An 18,236-nucleotide genomic window follows, 5' to 3' on the forward strand; every position below is an offset into this window, starting at 1 on the left:
AGGCCAAGGCGTAAGCCTTGGCCTTTTTTAACGTTACAAATACTTACCATTTACAGTCTGCTAATTTGCTATAATAACAATCCAACCAATTACCCCCCCTAGGGATCCCATGTTTAGTTTCAAAAAAAACGTATTAGCAACATCGCTAATAGCGGCATTTACACTTATGTCATCTTCGGCTCAGGCTGTCAGTATTAATGATGAGCTCGATATTGGTGGGGCAGTAAGGGTAAATTATGGTTGGCAAGATTACGCTGATGGTAATGGCACGCTTGAGTTTGAACTGTTTAGAGCTGATGTAAATTACAAATCAGACAGTGGCTTATTTGCCTCAGCCCAATACCGCTGGTATGAGTATATGGATGTGGTACACCATGCTTATATGGGTTATCAATTTGATGAAAACCAAAAGGTGCAAGTGGGCGTCACGCAAGTGCCATTTGGCGTTATGCCAGTGGCTTCTCACTCATTTTGGTTTGGGGCGACTTATTATCTAGGCTTAGAAGATGATTATGATGCCGGTATTCATTATCAATACCAAGGCAATGGCTGGCGTTATGATGCCGCATACTTTGTTAATGATGAGTATGGTGATGGCAGTCGCTTCGATCGTTACTCATTTGATGTTGGCACAACAAAAGAGTCTCCTTATCAAGAAGCCGGCCAATTAAACTTACGCATTGAAAAAACCATAGGTGATGAGTTTAAGAGTAAACTTGGCGCGTCATTTCAATATAGTAATTTAGAATATGTACCAGATGGCTTTGAAAATGCAGCTGAAGGCGAAGATACCACAAGTATTACTGCAGCTGTACATTGGCAGTTAGATTGGCAGCAATGGCAATTACAAACTCAGTATATTCATTATGACTATGATTTAGACAACAGCAACCGCATCACCTTAGCTGCTTTTGCCGCGCCGTTTGAAATTGCCGCTAAAGCCGATGTGGTAACGTTGAACTTATCGCGTCAAATTGATGTGGATTGGGGCCCGATTAGCCAATTAAACTGTTACAACGATTACAGTCAGGTGGTCGCTTCTGGTGAAGGCTTAGATGACTCTATTCAAAATGTCACCGGTTGTATGATTGCTGCCGGTAAGTTTTATTCATATGTCGACTGGATTGCTGGCAAGAATATGTGGTTTGCTGGTGGCGATGGGATTGGCATTGATAATGGTGATACCGCTTGGCATTCTCGGCTCAATATTAATGTTGGCTTTTATTTCTAAGCCCAGTGTATCAGTTTGATCTGATACGCTTATTAAAACGTATATGTACTTGTGGCCTGTGTAGTCAAAACTTTTTGTCAAAGTGGCGTTAAAGCAAAAGCCGCAAGTATGATTTACCTTAAATAGATTATTTTAGATATATGTTGGAAAGGAATCAAAATGAACAAACTCTTATTATCAGCAGGCTTAATCGGTTTAAGCTTTAGCGCTTTTTCAACGAATTCAATGGCTAATAGCTGTCCTGAATACCTTAATGTAGAAGCCAGAAAATTACATTCTGAAGATACGGTCGATTTATGTGAGTTAACCGCAGGTAAACCAGTATTAATTGTTAATACCGCCAGTAACTGCGGTTTTACACCGCAATTTAAAGCACTTGAAGCGCTGCATCAGCAATATAAAGATGATTTAGTGGTCATTGGTTTTCCATCGGATGATTTCTTTCAAGAAGAAGATGATGAAGCCAAAACCGCAGATGTGTGTTTTTTAAATTACGGCGTGACATTCACTATGGTGTCGACCTCTGCAGTCAGAGGCAGCGATGTTAACTCGGTATTTTCTTATTTAGGTGAAAAATCAGCAGCGCCTAAATGGAATTTTTATAAATACCTTGTTAGCGCAGACGGTGAAAGTGTGCAGCAATTCAACTCTCGAGTAAAACCAGATAGCGAAGAGTTGAAAAAAGCGATAGAGTCAGTGCTATAAATAATAATATTGCTAATAAAGCATAAGCTTGCAGATAAATTTGCGTGGCTATTATTAGCATGACAAATAGCCGTTATTGGATGATGCCTTAAGCAATAAATATTTAATCGGGCATCATCAATAATCACTTTTCTCGGAGTCAATCTTGTTCAAATTTTCTGGATTAAGTAAAGAAGTCGGCCACAAAACCCGTGGCAAAACCGGTGTGCTGTTAATGAATTTAGGCACCCCTGATGAACCTACCGCCTCAGCCGTTCGTCGCTACCTCGCAGAATTTTTATCTGATCCTCGGGTAGTCGAAATCCCTAAATTAGTGTGGATGTGTATCTTACACGGGATTATTTTAAGAGTGCGCCCAGCAAAATCTGCAGCACTTTACAAAGAAGTGTGGACCAAAGATGGTTCGCCTTTAATGGATATTAGCTTACGTCAACAGGCCAAGCTTGATGCCTTGTTTAAGCAGCACGATGTCGATGCATCAGTGCATTTATCCATGCGTTACGGTAACCCATCAACCCCAAGTGTGTTACAGCAAATGCACAAAGACGGAATTGATAAGATTATTGTTTTACCGCTTTATCCTCAATATGCCGCACCTACCACGGCGTCAGCCTTTGATGCTATTGCCAAAGAGCTATGTAAATGGCGCTATATTCCAGCGCTGCATTTTATTAATACCTACCATGACGATCCTAACTTTATTGATGCATTAGCTAAATCAATTCAAGCGGATTTTGACGCAAATGGAAAACCGGAAAAGCTAGTGTTGTCTTATCACGGTATGCCAGAACGTAATCTGCATTTAGGCGATCCTTACTATTGTTTTTGCGTTAAAAGTACTCGCTTAGTGGTCGAAAAACTAGGTTTGACGGAAGACGAATATGTGATGACCTTCCAATCACGTTTTGGTAAAGCCAAGTGGTTACAGCCTTATACCGATGCCACCATGGAAGCGTTACCAGGCCAAGGCATTACCGATATCGCAGTTGTTTGCCCTGCATTTAGCGCAGACTGCTTAGAAACATTAGAAGAAATAAAAGGTGAGAACCGCGAAGTATTTGAACATGCCGGTGGTAAAAAATTCCGCTACATTGAATGTTTAAATGATAATGATGACCATATCAATATGATGGCCAATCTGGTGAAGCCTTATCTTTAATTAATGCAATGGTGAACAATAAAAAAGGAGTCAGTTGACTCCTTTTTTGTGTCTAGAATTTAAAGCTAGTTATGAATACTGGTTTTCGAAATAGCTTTCGATAATCAGGACTGCAGATACTGCATCAACTTGGCCTTTGGTGAGCTTTTTATAGCCGCCTAATTCAAATAGTCTTGCTTTGGCGTCTGTGGTGGTGAGGCGCTCATCTTGAGTGACCACTTTTACCCCAAAGCGGCCACTAATGCGATTGGCAAATTTTCGCGCCCGCTGAGTCATCTCTTGTTCGGTACCGTCCATATTAAGCGGTAAACCAACAACGACTAAATCAGGTTGCCACTCTTTTAGTACCGCTTCAATTTCATCCCAATTAGGGATGCCATCATTGGCTTTTATGGCCGAAATTGGTGCCGCACTTGACGTGATTTCCTGGCCAACCGCAACACCGATACTTTTGGTGCCAAAATCAAAGCCTAATACTGTTTTAGATTGCATGTTGTTCTCTGGATAATCGTAATAATGAGTATCGACAGTTGCAAAGCCAATTGATTAACTGACAGCAATTGAAGATGAATACTTGGCGTTTATAAACATTAATTGGTGTATTAGCGAGTTTTAAAAGCTTAAGAGTGACCAACTTGTGATGATATTTGCCAAATATCAAAGCCTAATTGTTTGGTGGCTTGAGTCCAAAGCTGATTATAGTCTTGGTTAAAAACGAGTTCGGGTGTAGCTTCAATAGTTAACCAGGTGTTTTCAGCTAACTCTTCTTCTAACTGGTTTTTGCTCCAACCAGCATAGCCTAGAGCGACAATAAATTGTTTTGGCGACTCTTCAGTGCCTAGGGCATTAAGCACATCTCGTGATGTGGTTAGCATGCAAAATTCACTTACGGGCTCACTATTGACCCAATCAGTTTGTGGCGTATGCAATACAAAGCCTCTGTCGGTATCAACTGGGCCGCCTAAAACTACCGATTCTTCAAGGGGTAGGCTTAATTGCACTTTTTTAGCTAAGCCAATTTGCTCTAGCAGCTCATCAATAACGATATTGGTTGGCCGATTGATCATTACGCCCATGGCGCCTTTATCGTTATGCTCGCAAATATAAATGACAGCACGCTCAAAAAAAGACTCATCTAAAGAGGGCATAGCAATTAACAGATGACCTTGTAAACTGTCCATTATTTATCCTTTTGAAAAACTAGGTGTCAATTTAACATACATACTTAAATGCCCTTAAACCCGAGGTTATGATTTAAGCTTGATTGGCGATTGCTAATACTTAGACTTAGGCAAATACTAATATTAAATGTAAGTATTAGCGTAGGCTTAACCACCAGCAAGTTTGACCGTATAGTTCATTTTCTCTAGCAAGGTTTTGATTTTTTCACGGTCATCAGTTTGCACTTCAATATTGAACTCTTTTACCGTACCCCCACAACCACATTGTTTTTTAAGTTTTTGCGCTAAGGCTTTTAACGCTTTAGCATCAAGCCCAAGCCCTTTAATGATACTAACGCCTTTTCCTTTACGGCCTTTACTGTCTTTATGGATGCGGACAATGCCGTCACCTACTGGAATTTGCTCTGTTGGCTTTTCTTGAGCAATTTTACCGCCATCGGTGCTATAAACTAAAGAAACATTAGGATCAATACGCATAGGTTCACTTGTACTTTAAAATAAATAATCAATACACACAGTTTAACAAACTAACTGAGTTGGCTAAAGCAGCAAACGACCCCTCTAGCGGATAATCTAGCTGTTATCTTATTGGCGAGCACTAAGTGAATTCACTAAGCTCACTCATTAAGTCCATTCACTAAGCTCATTAACTAAGCTCATTAACTAAGCCCATTCACTAGGTAAGAATCATTTTCGCGGTGGTTAAGGCTAAAGCTTGCTGTTAAACATTTAGAAAACTGGCTAAAGCGACTATTGTTAATATTATCAGTTGATGATTATAGTTTAGCTAGGTAAGCTATTTATTAGCCTCATTAAAATGTATTTAATACAGAAACAGCCAGTTTGGGTTGTTATTCGGAGTTATTATGAAAAAGTTATTTGTTGCTGCAGCGGTTTTAGCATTAAGTGCATGTAGTACCTTAAAAACCAATACCGATTTTGATCCAGCCGTTTCATTTGACCAATATAAAACCTACTCTTGGGTCGAAAAGAAAAACCAAGATGCAAGTTATCATCTGGATGGTTTAATGGACCAACGTGTTCGCGATGCTGTTAACAACGAACTTGGGCAAAAAGGCTTAACAAAAGCAGACATTACTGAAGCTGACTTACTGGTTAACTACTTAACTAAAGTCGATAAAAAAATTAATGTCGACACCTTCAATACCAGTTTTGGTTACTACCCATATTATGGTCGTCGTGGCTGGGGCGGAGCAGGGATGAACACCCAAACCACAGTACGTGAATACGAAGTCGGCACCTTAATTGTTGATTTAATCGATAACAAAACCGGCAATTTAGTATGGCGCGGCAGTGTTGCAGATACTATCCGCAATAAAAACACCCCAGAAGAGCGAGTACAAATCATCAACTCGGCGATTTCACAAGTGATGTTGAACTATCCGCCACAGCCTGAAACAAAATAGGTTTTATTATTAGTTGTATTAGTTAAGTTACTCTTTATGGTTAAACCGTATCTAATCTTGATACGGTTTTTTATTATTGTTCATTGAAAGCCCTCTTACGACGCCACATAAGTAATACAATTGAACACTTTTGTATCAATTTGCAGCATTTGAAATATTAAATATCAAAAAGCTTTCACTTAGCTTACAGGCTTTGATAAAATACTGCGCTTGGTGATAATGGACGTTACCTCGAATGGTATTAAGTGAGGGTAAAATGAAGTCATGGTATCTGCTATATTGTAAGCCGCGCGGTGAAGTTAGAGCGCAACAAAACTTAGCATTACAACAAGTCGAAAGTTACTTACCTATCATTCAAGAAGAGAAAACCTCAAACGGAAAGACCAAACTCGTCGATGTCCCGCTATTCCCATGTTATTTGTTTATCTATTTTGATCCACTAGAAGTCAGTGTAAGCCGCATACATTCAACTCGAGGTGCCAGTCGTATCATTGGTTGCAGTGAAACAATGACACCGATTGATGAGCGGATTATACAAGCAATAAAAAACAGAGTTTCAGTTCACAAGCCTGATGTTGAAAGTGATTTAATCGCAGGTGATAAAGTTCAGTTTACTGACGGGCCATTTGTAGACTTAGAAGCCATCTTTGAAGAAAAGAATGCCCAAAAACGCTGTTTTGTATTGTTTAATATCATGGGGCAACAAAAAAGAATGTGTGTAGATAGTAGTAGCATTAAGAAAATTTAATGAACGCTAAGCGTTAATTTTTTACGTAATAGTGTTGATGTTTTGTTTTAATAGCCGATTTTTGTGTGCAGGAGATTCAGTTTTTAAAATTGACTCATTCAGTGATTGAAATAATGGGATAGAATGACGTGTTTTTACTAAAGGTTGCTATTTAACCACAGCTGCATTTAGTAAAAATAAGTTCGTATAAGTTCGTATAAGTTCGTATAAGTAAGAAGTCAGTATATAGGTTAGCAGTGACTTTTTAGGTTCAATCAAAATTAGAATTTCATTTATTGAAGGGCACGTTAGAAGCCGTAATCTATGGGCGGTAGCGTGCCCGAAGGGCATCGAATGAACAGTTTCATTCGTTTAGCTATAAGCCGAAAATCATTGTCGGGAACAATGATTAACAGCTTCAGCTGGCCCGAAGGGTGAAGTACAGGATGTACTGAATCAGGGCAATGCCCGCCACGCGGATCGGTAGCGTGTCTGAATTAGAATTGATTTAATTAAAACTGCTTTTATATTAGTTTGTTAGTTGCATAAAGCTAATATTAACCCTTTGTCACCCCAAACATAATTGTACAACAAATAATATCGGAGATAACTGGTGTTACATAAAACCAAAAAATTGTTAACTGCTGGATTGTCAGCCTTTATTATAATGAGTTCATCAGTCCAAGCGGTAACGCCATCACCGCAGATGATAGAACAATTTAAGCAATTGCCTAAATCAGAACAACAAAGACTAGCAAAACAATATGGTGTGGATCCTTCAATTTTAACCTCACAAAGTTCAGGTGTTGCTCAAATTGAAAACCCACCTTTAGTTGAGGCGCGTAATGATAGTAATACAGTTGTTGATCAGTCAGAAGATGAAGCTTTAAATCAAGCGACTAAAACTGAAACATCAGTAAAAGCTTTAAATGACAAAAAAGAATCTCAGCTGAAACGTTTTGGCTACGATTTATTCGCTGGTAGCCCAACGACTTTTGCGCCTGTTTCAGACGTGCCGGTACCAAATGAATATATGATTGGTCCAGGGGATAACATCAATATTCAGCTTTACGGTAAGGAAAATAATAATTATCAATTAGTTGTTGGTCGTGATGGTGCTGTGCAATTCCCAGACTTAGGTCCGATTTCGCTTGTAGGAATGTCATTCTCGGAAGCAAGGGCGTTATTACAAGATAAAATTGCCCAGTCAATGATAGGTATCAATGCCAACATCACAATGGGAGAGTTACGTTCAGTTAGAATTTTTGTCGCGGGAGATGCCTTTAAACCAGGTTCTTACACCGTATCTAGCCTATCTACAATTACACAAGCACTTTTTGTTTCTGGCGGTGTTAATGAAATTGGTTCGTTACGAAATATTCAACTTAAGCGTTCAGGAAAAACGGTTGAAACGTTAGACCTATATGACTTATTAATGCATGGTGATTCATCCGGTGATAAACGTCTTCAATCAGGTGATGTTGTATTTATCCCATCAGCGGGTGCTAGCGTTAGTGTAATGGGCGAAGTAAGGCGTCCTGCTATTTATGAATTAAAAAATAGTGAAACAATGGCTGACGTGCTGAAAATGGCAAGTGGTTTAAACCCTGGGGCACACCCTAAGTCAAGTGTAGTAGAACGCTATAGTGATCAAGCTGTGAAAACGGTTGTTAATGTTGATTTAACTAAAAAGTCGGGTCTTACTTTAAAAGTTAAGAATGGCGATGTATTGAATGTTAAATCTGCATCGAGTCGCATAGATAATGCTATAACAATTGCTGGTGCAGTTATTCGTCCTGGTAAATATCAATGGACTAAAGGTTTAAAAGTTGCTGATTTATTACCGTCAGTGTGGGGAAATTTGACCTTATCTGCTGATTTGGATTATTCACTTTTAATTCGTGAAATTAATCAGCGTGGCGATATTGAAGTTCACCGTATTGCATTAGGAAAAGCAATTGCAGAGCCCTTTTTAGCCTCAAATTTAACTTTGCAACCTCGCGATACAATCGTTGTATTTGATTATGAAGATCGACAAGAGTTATTAAAGCCAGTTATTGAAAAGCTTAAAAAACAAAGCCGATTTGGTGATGCTGCTAAGCTTGTCGATATTAATGGCAATGTGAGGTTTCCTGGAAAATATCCTCTAACCGTTAACGCCGATGTAAAAGAATTACTTATTGCAGCTGGCGGACTCGAAGAGGGAGCTTATACATTAGCAGCTGAATTAACACGTCAAAACGTGAGTGATACTGACGGGGTGTCTATTGAGCATATACAGTTAAGTTTAGATGAAGTTATGAAAAATCAAACCGACTCTAATTTAGCTCTTTTAAGTCGTGACATACTAACTGTTCGAACTTTACCTGATTGGCAGGAAACACGATGGGTTACTATTAAAGGTGAGGTTAAGTTCCCTGGTACTTACTCAATTCAACGTGGTGAATCACTAAAAGATGTGATTGCACGAGCAGGTAGCTTTACAGAAGAGGCTGCATTAAAAAGTGCTGTTTTCTTAAGAGAATCAATTAAAGATAAAGAAAGACTTGAGTTATCAAAACTGTCAGATGAACTCAGACGTGAAATATCTGCTAAGGCCTTAACCAAAGATACACCAATGATAGGTTTTGCTGATGCGCAATTAATGCTTAAAGAACTAGAGAATGTTGAAGTTGTTGGTCGCTTAGTTATTGACTTAAATGCAATTAGCCTTGGTATTGAAGAAGCCAATTTAGAATTGGAAGATGCTGATGTTTTATATGTCCCGCCACATAATCAGACAGTATCAGTAATGGGCCAAGTGCAGCATCCTAGTACCCACCGTTATAAAGCTGGGTATACCTATAGTCAGTACTTAACAATGGCTGGTGGACCACGTAAACGCGCAGATGACGGTAGAGCCTATATCATCAAAGCAGACGGTTCAGTTGCGATGCCAAGTAGTTCATTCTGGCATAAAACAGACAGTGAGATGGAACCTGGCGATACGATTATTGTTCCACTGGATACAGAGTACAAAGACAGCTTAACTTTATGGACTCAGGTAACGGGTATTATTTATAACACTGCAGTTGCTATTTCGGCGATATCTGGGATTTAACATGGTCTAGAAAAATCCGTATATATTGATGTCACTAACCTAAAAGCCAGAGTTTAATTTTTATAATGAATAAAAACATCCCACAAAATTACACAGATGCTAATTTTACTTCGACTCCGCAAGTTGTTGCAGATGATGAAATCGATTTACGAGAGCTATTTTCAGTAATTTGGAAAGGCAAATGGTTGATCATTGCAGTAACTGCTGTCTTCGCTGTTGGTTCTGTTTTGTTTGCACTTAGTCAACCAAATACTTATAAATCAGAAGCGCTACTTTCACCGGCAGACGGGGAACAAGGTGGCGGTGGTTTAGCCGCACTTGCTGGACAGTTTGGCGGTCTTGCAAGTATGGCTGGCATCAACCTTGGTGGTGGCGGTGGTGTTGACAAAACTCAAATGGCGATAGAAGTGGTTAAATCACGTCAATTTACCAGTGAGTTTATTCAAAAGCATAATATTCTTGCCGACCTCATGGCTGCGGAAAAGTGGGATATGGCTTCAGATACACTCGCTTATGATGTAGATATGTTTGATGTTAAAAACAACAAATGGATTCGTGAGGTTAAAGCCCCATTTAAGCCAGAGCCTTCAATGCAGGAAGCATATAAAGCGTTTAGTAAAGTGATAGCGATTAATAGTGATAAAGAAACCGGCATGGTGAAAGTGTCGGTAGAGCATTTATCACCATCAGTTGCCCAACAGTGGGTTAAATGGTTAGTAGAAGATATCAATTTAGAAATGAAACAGCGCGATGTGGCAGAAGCTCAGCGCAGTACCGCATTTCTAGAAACTCAGATAGCCCAAACTAATGTTGCAGATATTCGCACGATACTTTACCAGCTAATTGAAGAGCAAACTAAAACTATTATGTTTGCTGAAGTACGTGAAGAATACGTATTTAAAACCATTGACCCAGCATTAGTCCCAGAAGAAAAAGCAGGTCCTAAACGAGCCTTGATTTGTGTATTAGGCACAATGCTAGGCGGCATGTTAGCGGTAATGATTGTTTTAATCAGGCATTTCGTTAGAAAAGAAGATTAAACAAAGAAAAGAAAAAAGAAAAAAAATGAGCCTATTGGGACTGTTTTGATAAAAAGCATGAACTCTAGGCTCTATATGGGATAGCGAAGATTTGACTGTCTCAAAATGGATAAAAAGTGTCTCAGCTTGGTTTGAAAGGCTGAGATGTAAATGTGTAGCAATTCAATTTCTAGTTCTAGGAATTGTTCAATATTAGGTCGAAAAGTAATGACAATAAAGAAAGTTCTTACTGTTTTTGGTACCAGACCAGAAGCTATTAAAATGGCACCTTTGGTTCACGCTTTAGCATCTGATGAACGATTTGAAGCAAAGTGTTGTGTTACAGCACAGCACAGGGAAATGCTTGACCAAGTATTAGAGTTATTTGAAATAAAACCAGATTACGATTTGAATTTAATGAAAGCAGGTCAAACATTAAATGACGTAACAGCAAGAATTGTACAAGAATTAAAACCCGTTTTGCAGGAATTTAAACCGGATGTAGTGCTCGTACATGGAGACACCGCGACAACATTTGCAGCAAGTCTAGCTGCTTACTACGAACAAATTGAAGTCGGACATGTTGAAGCAGGGCTTCGTACTGGGAATATTTATTCTCCTTGGCCAGAAGAGGCTAATCGTCGTTTAACTGGCGTGTTAACTAAATATCACTTCGCTCCTACAGAAACATCTAAGCAAAATCTTATTAAAGAAAATTTTGAACCAGAGAATATCATCGTAACGGGCAATACCGTTATCGATGCGTTATTGATGGTTAAAGATAAAATTGAAAATGATGAAGACTTAAACGCGACACTAAAAAATCAATTTCCAATTTTAGATGAATCTAAAAAATTGATTCTAGTAACAGGACATAGACGTGAAAGTTTTGGCGGTGGGTTTGAGCGTATTTGCGAAGCCTTAGCAATAACAGCAAAAGCACACCCTGAATCCCAAATTCTATACCCAATGCACTTAAACCCTAATGTACGTGAGCCTGTAAATCGTATCTTAGGTGATGTTTCAAATATTCATTTGATTGAACCGCAACAGTATTTACCTTTCATTTACTTGATGAGTCGTGCACATATTATCTTAACAGACTCTGGTGGCATTCAGGAGGAAGCACCATCTCTAGGGAAGCCTGTATTAGTGATGCGTGATACAACAGAGCGACCAGAAGCTGTAGAAGCTGGAACAGTTAAATTAGTCGGCACCGATGTAGACGCAATTGTATCTAACTTGAATGAGTTACTTACGAGTGAGTTAGCCTATAAAGAAATGAGTTTCGCGCATAATCCATATGGTGATGGTGAGGCTTGCCAAAGAATTTTAAACGAATTAGTTAAATAAGATTAGGAAAGAAGATGTCATTTGAAACAATTTCAGTAATCGGTCTGGGTTATATTGGATTGCCTACAGCAGCAATGTTTGCGTCACGTAAAAAGAAAGTAATTGGTGTTGATGTTAACCAACATGCAGTAGATACAATAAATCAAGGTAAAATTCATATTGTTGAGCCAGATTTAGACATGATTGTTCATGCTGCTGTTGTTGAAGGTTACCTTAAGGCTGTAAGTAAACCAGAACCTGCAGATGCATTTTTAATTGCTGTACCTACACCGTTCTTACCTTGCAATGAAGGTGACGTGCCTGAGCCAGATTTAAGTTATATTAAATCAGCTTGTGAAGGTATTGCTCCTGTATTGAAAAAAGGCGATTTGGTAATTTTAGAATCAACTTCACCAGTAGGCGCGACAGAACAAGTTGCTGCTTGGTTAGCAGAAGCGAGAACTGATTTAACTTTCCCCCAAGTGGGTGGAGAAAATGCTGACGTAAACGTTGCGCATTGTCCAGAACGTGTTTTGCCTGGACATGTTGTTCGTGAACTAGTAGAAAACGATCGAGTTATCGGTGGCATGTCTTCGCGTTGTTCTGAACGTTCTGTTGAGCTGTATAAAACATTTGTACAGGGTGATTGTGTAATTACAAATGCACGCACTGCTGAAATGGCCAAACTGACAGAGAATAGTTGTAGAGATGTTCAAATTGCATTTGCTAATGAGCTTTCTGTTATTTGTGACAAATTGGATATTAATGTTTGGGAGCTTATTTCTTTAGCTAATCGTCACCCACGCATCAATATATTGCAGCCTGGCCCTGGAGTTGGTGGTCATTGTATCGCTGTAGATCCTTGGTTTATTGTTTCCAAGACCCCAGAAGAAGCAAAGTTAATCCACACAGCTAGATTAGTGAATGATGCTAAGCCAGAGTGGGTTATTGATAAAGTCAAGTTAGCTATAGCAGACTTCTTACAAGCAAATCCTTCAAAAACCGCTAAAGATGTTACTATTGCTTGTTATGGACTAGCTTTTAAACCCGATATTGATGATTTGCGAGAAAGCCCAGCACTCAGTATTACAAAGCAAATTGTAAAAATGCATTCAGGAACGGTTTTAGCGGTAGAGCCAAATATTCAACATGTACCTGAATCCTTATCAAATGTTAAACTTTACGCGTTTGATGATGCCAAAAAAGAAGCGGATATCCACGTTGTTTTAGTCGATCATAAAGAGTTTAAAGAGTGCTCACCTAAGTTTGAGTTTGTAATAGATGCAAAAGGCATTTGGTAATCTAATGTAGCGTTATTATTAAAAAAAATTGAACCTTGCTTCAATCCAGTGAGCATTATCAGAAAATAAAATGGTGCACGTGACGAAAAAGGTAAAACAAAAAATTGGAAATTGGCCAGATTATGAACGGGCGTTAACACAGCGTGGATCCATTATTTTTTAGATTGATGAATTAGTCATAGATGCGTGGACTTGCGCTACGCATCCTGAGAAACCGAGATGGCCAGAAATAAGACTCTCACTGGCAGAACTCAGATGCTTCGTTGCTATAACGTTCAAGAAGGCGAGGCTTATGCGAACGTTAAGCTATGAACAGGCGTTGTTGCCTAAATCTATGGAACCATTTTGCCAATAAGTGATTTGTGCTTGTAAGTACCAAAACGAGGCTGGCTAAATGGGAGGAATCCAAACGTAAAATAATTAACTGGAAACAGCACAAAGCATTAGTCAATCGAGGTTCTGTAAGTTTTTGGCTGGATGAATCAGCCACCAATGCTTAGCACTGCAAAGTCCATCACGGCGGAGGCGGTAGAGCTTTTCAATTCCGTGATTCAGCGATTGAAACTGCCCTAATGTTCAAAGGTGAAATTGTGGTCACTGCGAGCAACAGAAAATTTCATTAACTCTCTGTTTCAACTGATGTATATTCCATTAAGTGCACCGGATTACACTTGTATAAGCAAACGGGCAAAGTTAAATATCGACCCCCTGTCGAGGTCCCGTTACACACCTCGCGATTTACGCAGTTACTCACGATGTTGTATCAGCCGAAGTCAGCCTCGTTAATGTCGCTGATAACGAAGTATTACGGAGAATGCTCAAACTGCTTCGCCGGAAGCTTAAGCAAGTCTCTGCTGATAGTGCATACGACACAAAAGAGTGCCCAAATTGCTTCGACGCAAAGGTGCAAAATCAACTATTCCGTCGCGTTCAAACGTAGGATATTGGGAAGATGTTCACCCGCGAAATGAAGTTTTTGAAGCATTGAAATCATGGATGTTAAAGTGATGGGAGGTTTTGCATCGGAGACTGCGATGTATCGCTATAAGCTCCAAGTTAAGCTTACATGATTACAATGCACATGTCGGAGATGCTTTCGCGGATGATGAACAAAGTCATAGTGCAAGGTATGCATTGCATCAAAATCTCTATACAGATAGCCTCGGTCTGACAAATTTTAATTTGATCACAACGTCTTTCAAAAGAGTAAATTTATAAAAAGCGATTGCTGAACCATCTTACTTCTCGGCAATTATTTATTGACAATGCAGTCATTTTGTGTGGTTGGAATTATTTATTATCAGGTGACCTTTTTTAACTTTTACAGTGAAATAAACTTAAGCAATTTTACCAATTAGTTTCAATTGCTTTAGAATAAAATAATTAGTTTAATCTGTACACTGTTGTTATTCGTGCATATTAATATAATTAATATACCTGTAGTAAAACCTATGTTTTTATTGAACTATCGAGATGGGGTTTGATAAAACGTTTTAGGTAAGAGTTAAGTTATTATACTTGTGGTGAGTAAAGAGGAAGTTGGAGTGTTTATAAAGTTGGCCTTCGAGAAGGCTGCATTCAAAACAGGTGTTACTCGACGCCCGCTTCCTTATATGACAACCTAAGGCATGTGATATTTTATTAACTATGAGACGGTATGAGTTTAAAACAAAAATCCTTAAGTGGAGTCAAGTGGACTACGTTGTCTGCGGTGATTAATACAGTCGTACAATTAACTCAGTTATCAATAATGGCGCATTATATATCGCCAACAAATTTTGGTTTGTTGGCGATTATTATGATTGTGATTGGGTTTTCTCAAATGTTTATGGATATGGGGATTAGTAATGCCATTATTCAAAGGCAAAATATTTCGCAGGTTCAGCTTTCAAGTTTATACTGGCTTAATATATTCTCTGGAATAATTATGACTCTTGTAATTTTAATCTTGTCACCAATTATTTCTGGTTTTTACGAAGAAACAGATTTGCTAAACCCACTTTTACTTCTATCAAGCGTATTTATTATTGTTGCTATTGGCAATCAATATCGTGTGCTATGCCAAAAATACCTTAAGTTCGACGTTATGGCGAAAATAGAAATTATATCTACTATAACTTCTTTTTTCGTGGCAGTGCTTTTGGCCGTCAATGAATTTGGTTTATATGCTCTTGTTTGGGCTATGTTGACGCAATCTGCAGTTTCCAGTGTATTGTTTCTATTGGTAGGTATTAAAGAGTTTTCCAGCCCAAACATGGTATACGACCATAAATCCCTGTCAGGTTTTTACAGTTTTGGTTTATATCAAATGGGAGAGAAGTCTATAAATTACATTAGCGCTAATGCTGACAAGATTCTGGTAAGTAAGTTTTTAGGGGTGGAATTAACTGGTATTTACAATATGGCGTGGCAACTTGTTATTTTTCCGCTAACTAAGATTAACCCGATTTTAAATAAGGTGGCTTTCCCTGTTTATGCTAAATTACAAAGTGATAAAAAACAGCTTGGTGAGTATTATACTGTAACAGTTCGCTCTCTTAGTTTGATCACTGTGCCTCTTTTAAGTTTCTTAAGTTTTTATTCTTATGAAATAGTATATATCGTTTTTGGCGATGGATGGGAACTGACTGCAAAAATAATTCCTACTTTGGCTCTGGTTGGATTAATGAAGGCTGTGTCGAATCCTGGCGGGGCCCTTCTATTGGCTCAAGGATATGCTAATGTCGGTTTTTGGTGGAATTTGTTCTGGTGTTTAGTGGTGGTATTATCTATTTACTTGGGGTTGATATATAAACCTAACATATATTCAGTGCCAGAAGTCTTGCTTTTTTTATCTTTAACCATTGGATGGGTATGGCATTACTTAATATCATATTTTTCTAAGATTAATTGTTGTATTTTGATTTTGCATCTATTTAAGATTACACTCATTTGTTTTTCTATAGGTTGGTTGAGTCGAACTGCCGTGGAGTTTTTTAGCTTTGATATGGCTTTGGTGAAGCTATCAACTGCGGGTGTTCTTTGTTTAATTATGTATTCAGTATACTTATCGCTCTTTGAGCGTTCGTTTATTAAAAAAATTTTTAATAGGGAAAAGTAAATGCCAGGTATCTATGGGCTAGTTTCTTCAGAAACCAATAGTACAAAAAACATTGCGAAAATGATGAATGCAATGAATTTATATCCGCACTTTGTTAATGATGAGGTATTTGATGATTCAATTGTAACTTCTAGTAAGGTTCATTTGGGTCATAATAAAGATAGGTTCAAAAATGAGTTTGATGATTCTATTTCCGTTTGGGTAGAAGGTGAAGCTTACAACTTATCTCAGATGCGTGATGATTTTGATTTTGATTTTGATTTCAATTTAGCTAGCGCACTGAAGTCAGCATATAAAAATGATAAACTAAATGACTTTTTAAATAAATTAGATGGGTACTTTTGTGGGGTCCTGTATGACCAGAGTACTAGTGAAATAAAATTAATTTCAGACCGCTATGGTATGCGTATGCTTTATTGGTATTGGAATAATGAGCAATTCGCTTGGGCTAGTGAAGTTAAAGGGATTCTCGCATTAGATGGTGTTGATAAAACGATTGATCCGACAAGCTTCCAATGTTTTATGGAGCTTGGTTATCTATTAGGTGAGCATACATGGTTTGATAAAATAAAGTTAATCAAGCCTGCAACAATTGTAACGTTTAACATTAAAGATAAATTGTTATCAGAGCAGTATTACTGGAAATGGTCAGAAATAATACCATCTAATATCAGTTTTGATGATGCCGTTGAGAAATTAGGTAAGCTATTTATCGAAGCTGTTGAAAAACGTTTTGATGTTAATGAACATATAGGTGTTGCTATAAGTGGAGGGATGGATTCTCGCGCTATTTTTGCAGCTATTAAGACATTGCATCCTGAACACAATGGTGCAGCGTATACGTTCGGTATAAAGGGGTGTGATGATATTAGAATTGCAGAATTGGTTATTAATAAGCCTAATTCTCAAAAGTGGGATTATAAAAAATTCTTTTTTAATCAACACAACTGGTTTGAGCCGAGACATGAAATGATTTGGAACACTGATGGCATGCAAGATATGATGCATATGCATGGTGGAGAGTTTCTCGATGATATTTCAGAGCATATGTCTATTATGGTTAATGGTTATAGTGGAGATGTGATATTAGGTGGTGGTTTTTTAGGCCGAGTCCCTTTTAATGTACGAGCAAGTAAAGATAACCTACGTTCATTTTTTAAAAGTCACGTTTCGCTGATTAATGTGGACGATGACTTTTATGATATAGAAAGAGTTGAGCCTATTCTACAGATGAACAGGGTTAGACGGTTCACTGCTATGGGGACTGTTAATACTTTGGTGAAGATAGATCATCGAAAACCATTTTTTGATAATAAGGTTGTTGAGCTGGTTTATTCTTTGCCGGATGAATATAGGAAAAATAATAAACTATATTCTGCTATGTTAATAAAGTTCTTCCCTGAATACTTTAAGGATATTCCATGGCAAAAAACAGGTAAACCTGTGGGGATATTAAAAAAACCAACTTTGGTTACTCGGGCATTCCGTAAAATATTAAGGGACATGCGTAGTATAGTTGGTATTAAATCTTTACAGGAATATACTGATTATGCCAATTGGATTCGAGACGAAGAAATATCTAATTATCTTTTGACTTTGCTAGATAAAAAAACAGCGTGCTATGCTGAACTTACAGAATTAGACTTAAGCGAAAAATTCTTAATACCGCACTTAAAGGGGAAGCGAGTTAATAACTCGAATGAAATATTGAGGGCTGCCACCATTGAGTTGTATCTAAGAAATGTAAATAAATATTGATTGTAAATCAGCTTGATATATTGAGTGAAACTTATGCAGTGGCACGAGAAAGTTCATCTATGTTGAAGTGAACCATAAGACTTTTTTAAGTTAATTGTAAAACACTCGATTGTGGTATCTATATGCTGTAACGTGGTTGATAACTTGTACTTTTGTGCTGAATAAAGTGAGTAGCTTTTCTCTTTGGTAAGGTGCT

14 protein-coding genes and 1 pseudogene are annotated in these 18,236 nt (G+C 38.1%); 12 read left to right on the forward strand and 3 right to left on the reverse strand.

Going from position 1 to position 18,236, the window contains the following annotated elements; all coding sequences use genetic code 11:
* Positions 1–109 precede the first annotated feature (109 nt).
* The 3 genes from AB4140_RS04590 (at position 110) to hemH (ending at position 3,095) form a co-directional block, all read left to right on the forward strand.
* On the forward strand, positions 110–1,231 hold the full coding sequence (locus AB4140_RS04590) for a hypothetical protein (protein ID WP_102475767.1): 1,122 nt from the start codon (positions 110–112) through the stop codon (positions 1,229–1,231).
* A 225-nt stretch (positions 1,232–1,456) separates the two neighbouring features.
* The gene (locus AB4140_RS04595) at positions 1,457–1,936 is read left to right on the forward strand and encodes a glutathione peroxidase (protein WP_372000042.1); all 480 of its coding nucleotides are present in this window, start codon (positions 1,457–1,459) and stop codon (positions 1,934–1,936) included.
* Positions 1,937–2,081: 145 nt separating this feature from the next.
* Complete coding sequence (gene hemH, locus AB4140_RS04600; RefSeq protein WP_102475765.1) at positions 2,082–3,095, forward strand: ferrochelatase; 1,014 nt, start codon at positions 2,082–2,084, stop codon at positions 3,093–3,095.
* Positions 3,096–3,164: 69 nt separating this feature from the next.
* Here hemH and ruvX read toward each other — a convergent pair whose 3' ends face one another.
* The 3 genes from ruvX to yciH all read right to left on the reverse strand — a co-directional run bounded on the left by ruvX (position 3,165) and on the right by yciH (position 4,753).
* Positions 3,165–3,587 (reverse strand): Holliday junction resolvase RuvX, encoded by a 423-nt coding sequence (gene ruvX / locus AB4140_RS04605; RefSeq protein ID WP_102440617.1) that lies wholly within the window; start codon positions 3,585–3,587, stop codon positions 3,165–3,167.
* A gap of 128 nt (positions 3,588–3,715) precedes the next feature.
* Complete coding sequence (locus AB4140_RS04610) at positions 3,716–4,276, reverse strand: YqgE/AlgH family protein (protein ID WP_102440616.1); 561 nt, start codon at positions 4,274–4,276, stop codon at positions 3,716–3,718.
* Positions 4,277–4,423: 147 nt separating this feature from the next.
* Positions 4,424–4,753: a stress response translation initiation inhibitor YciH gene (gene yciH / locus AB4140_RS04615; protein WP_102440615.1), complete on the reverse strand. Its 330-nt coding sequence runs from the start codon at positions 4,751–4,753 to the stop codon at positions 4,424–4,426.
* 389 nt (positions 4,754–5,142) lie between these two features.
* Between yciH and AB4140_RS04620 the strand changes: the two genes are divergently transcribed.
* The 9 genes and pseudogenes from AB4140_RS04620 to AB4140_RS04660 all read left to right on the forward strand — a co-directional run bounded on the left by AB4140_RS04620 (position 5,143) and on the right by AB4140_RS04660 (position 18,040).
* Entirely contained in the window at positions 5,143–5,703 is a 561-nt protein-coding gene (locus AB4140_RS04620; RefSeq protein WP_102475764.1) for a DUF4136 domain-containing protein, read from the forward strand.
* Positions 5,704–5,959: 256 nt separating this feature from the next.
* Entirely contained in the window at positions 5,960–6,451 is a 492-nt protein-coding gene (rfaH, locus tag AB4140_RS04625; protein ID WP_102475763.1) for a transcription/translation regulatory transformer protein RfaH, read from the forward strand.
* 646 nt (positions 6,452–7,097) lie between these two features.
* Complete coding sequence (locus AB4140_RS04630) at positions 7,098–9,530, forward strand: SLBB domain-containing protein (protein ID WP_371999945.1); 2,433 nt, start codon at positions 7,098–7,100, stop codon at positions 9,528–9,530.
* Positions 9,531–9,595: 65 nt separating this feature from the next.
* On the forward strand, positions 9,596–10,570 hold the full coding sequence (locus AB4140_RS04635; RefSeq protein WP_371999947.1) for a Wzz/FepE/Etk N-terminal domain-containing protein: 975 nt from the start codon (positions 9,596–9,598) through the stop codon (positions 10,568–10,570).
* 207 nt (positions 10,571–10,777) lie between these two features.
* Entirely contained in the window at positions 10,778–11,902 is a 1,125-nt protein-coding gene (gene wecB, locus AB4140_RS04640; RefSeq protein ID WP_371999949.1) for a non-hydrolyzing UDP-N-acetylglucosamine 2-epimerase, read from the forward strand.
* 14 nt (positions 11,903–11,916) lie between these two features.
* Positions 11,917–13,182 (forward strand): UDP-N-acetyl-D-mannosamine dehydrogenase, encoded by a 1,266-nt coding sequence (wecC, locus tag AB4140_RS04645; RefSeq protein WP_371999951.1) that lies wholly within the window; start codon positions 11,917–11,919, stop codon positions 13,180–13,182.
* 386 nt (positions 13,183–13,568) lie between these two features.
* A pseudogene (locus AB4140_RS04650) lies at positions 13,569–14,400 on the forward strand (transposase).
* 439 nt (positions 14,401–14,839) lie between these two features.
* Positions 14,840–16,282: an MOP flippase family protein gene (locus AB4140_RS04655; protein ID WP_371999953.1), complete on the forward strand. Its 1,443-nt coding sequence runs from the start codon at positions 14,840–14,842 to the stop codon at positions 16,280–16,282.
* Positions 16,283–18,040 carry an asparagine synthase-related protein gene (locus tag AB4140_RS04660; RefSeq protein WP_371999955.1) on the forward strand — a complete coding sequence of 586 codons (1,758 nt, stop codon included), beginning with the start codon at positions 16,283–16,285 and terminating at the stop codon, positions 18,038–18,040.
* The last annotated feature ends 196 nt before the right edge of the window (positions 18,041–18,236 follow it).

This window comes from Shewanella sp. 10N.286.51.B2 (assembly GCF_041469265.1).
Lineage (GTDB): Bacteria > Pseudomonadota > Gammaproteobacteria > Enterobacterales > Shewanellaceae > Shewanella.

Excerpts from the sequence above, each read along its gene's own strand:
- AB4140_RS04590 (WP_102475767.1), top strand. The coding sequence starts at position 110 with ATGTTTAGTTTCAAAAAAAACGTATTAGCAACATCGCTAATAGCGGCA.
- AB4140_RS04595 (WP_372000042.1), top strand. The coding sequence starts at position 1,457 with ATGGCTAATAGCTGTCCTGAATACCTTAATGTAGAAGCCAGAAAATTA.
- ruvX (WP_102440617.1), bottom strand. The coding sequence starts at position 3,587 with ATGCAATCTAAAACAGTATTAGGCTTTGATTTTGGCACCAAAAGTATC.
- AB4140_RS04610 (WP_102440616.1), bottom strand. The coding sequence starts at position 4,276 with ATGGACAGTTTACAAGGTCATCTGTTAATTGCTATGCCCTCTTTAGAT.
- yciH (WP_102440615.1), bottom strand. The coding sequence starts at position 4,753 with ATGCGTATTGATCCTAATGTTTCTTTAGTTTATAGCACCGATGGCGGT.
- AB4140_RS04620 (WP_102475764.1), top strand. The coding sequence starts at position 5,143 with ATGAAAAAGTTATTTGTTGCTGCAGCGGTTTTAGCATTAAGTGCATGT.
- rfaH (WP_102475763.1), top strand. The coding sequence starts at position 5,960 with ATGAAGTCATGGTATCTGCTATATTGTAAGCCGCGCGGTGAAGTTAGA.
- AB4140_RS04630 (WP_371999945.1), top strand. The coding sequence starts at position 7,098 with ATGAGTTCATCAGTCCAAGCGGTAACGCCATCACCGCAGATGATAGAA.
- AB4140_RS04635 (WP_371999947.1), top strand. The coding sequence starts at position 9,596 with ATGAATAAAAACATCCCACAAAATTACACAGATGCTAATTTTACTTCG.
- wecB (WP_371999949.1), top strand. The coding sequence starts at position 10,778 with ATGACAATAAAGAAAGTTCTTACTGTTTTTGGTACCAGACCAGAAGCT.
- wecC (WP_371999951.1), top strand. The coding sequence starts at position 11,917 with ATGTCATTTGAAACAATTTCAGTAATCGGTCTGGGTTATATTGGATTG.
- AB4140_RS04655 (WP_371999953.1), top strand. The coding sequence starts at position 14,840 with ATGAGTTTAAAACAAAAATCCTTAAGTGGAGTCAAGTGGACTACGTTG.
- AB4140_RS04660 (WP_371999955.1), top strand. The coding sequence starts at position 16,283 with ATGCCAGGTATCTATGGGCTAGTTTCTTCAGAAACCAATAGTACAAAA.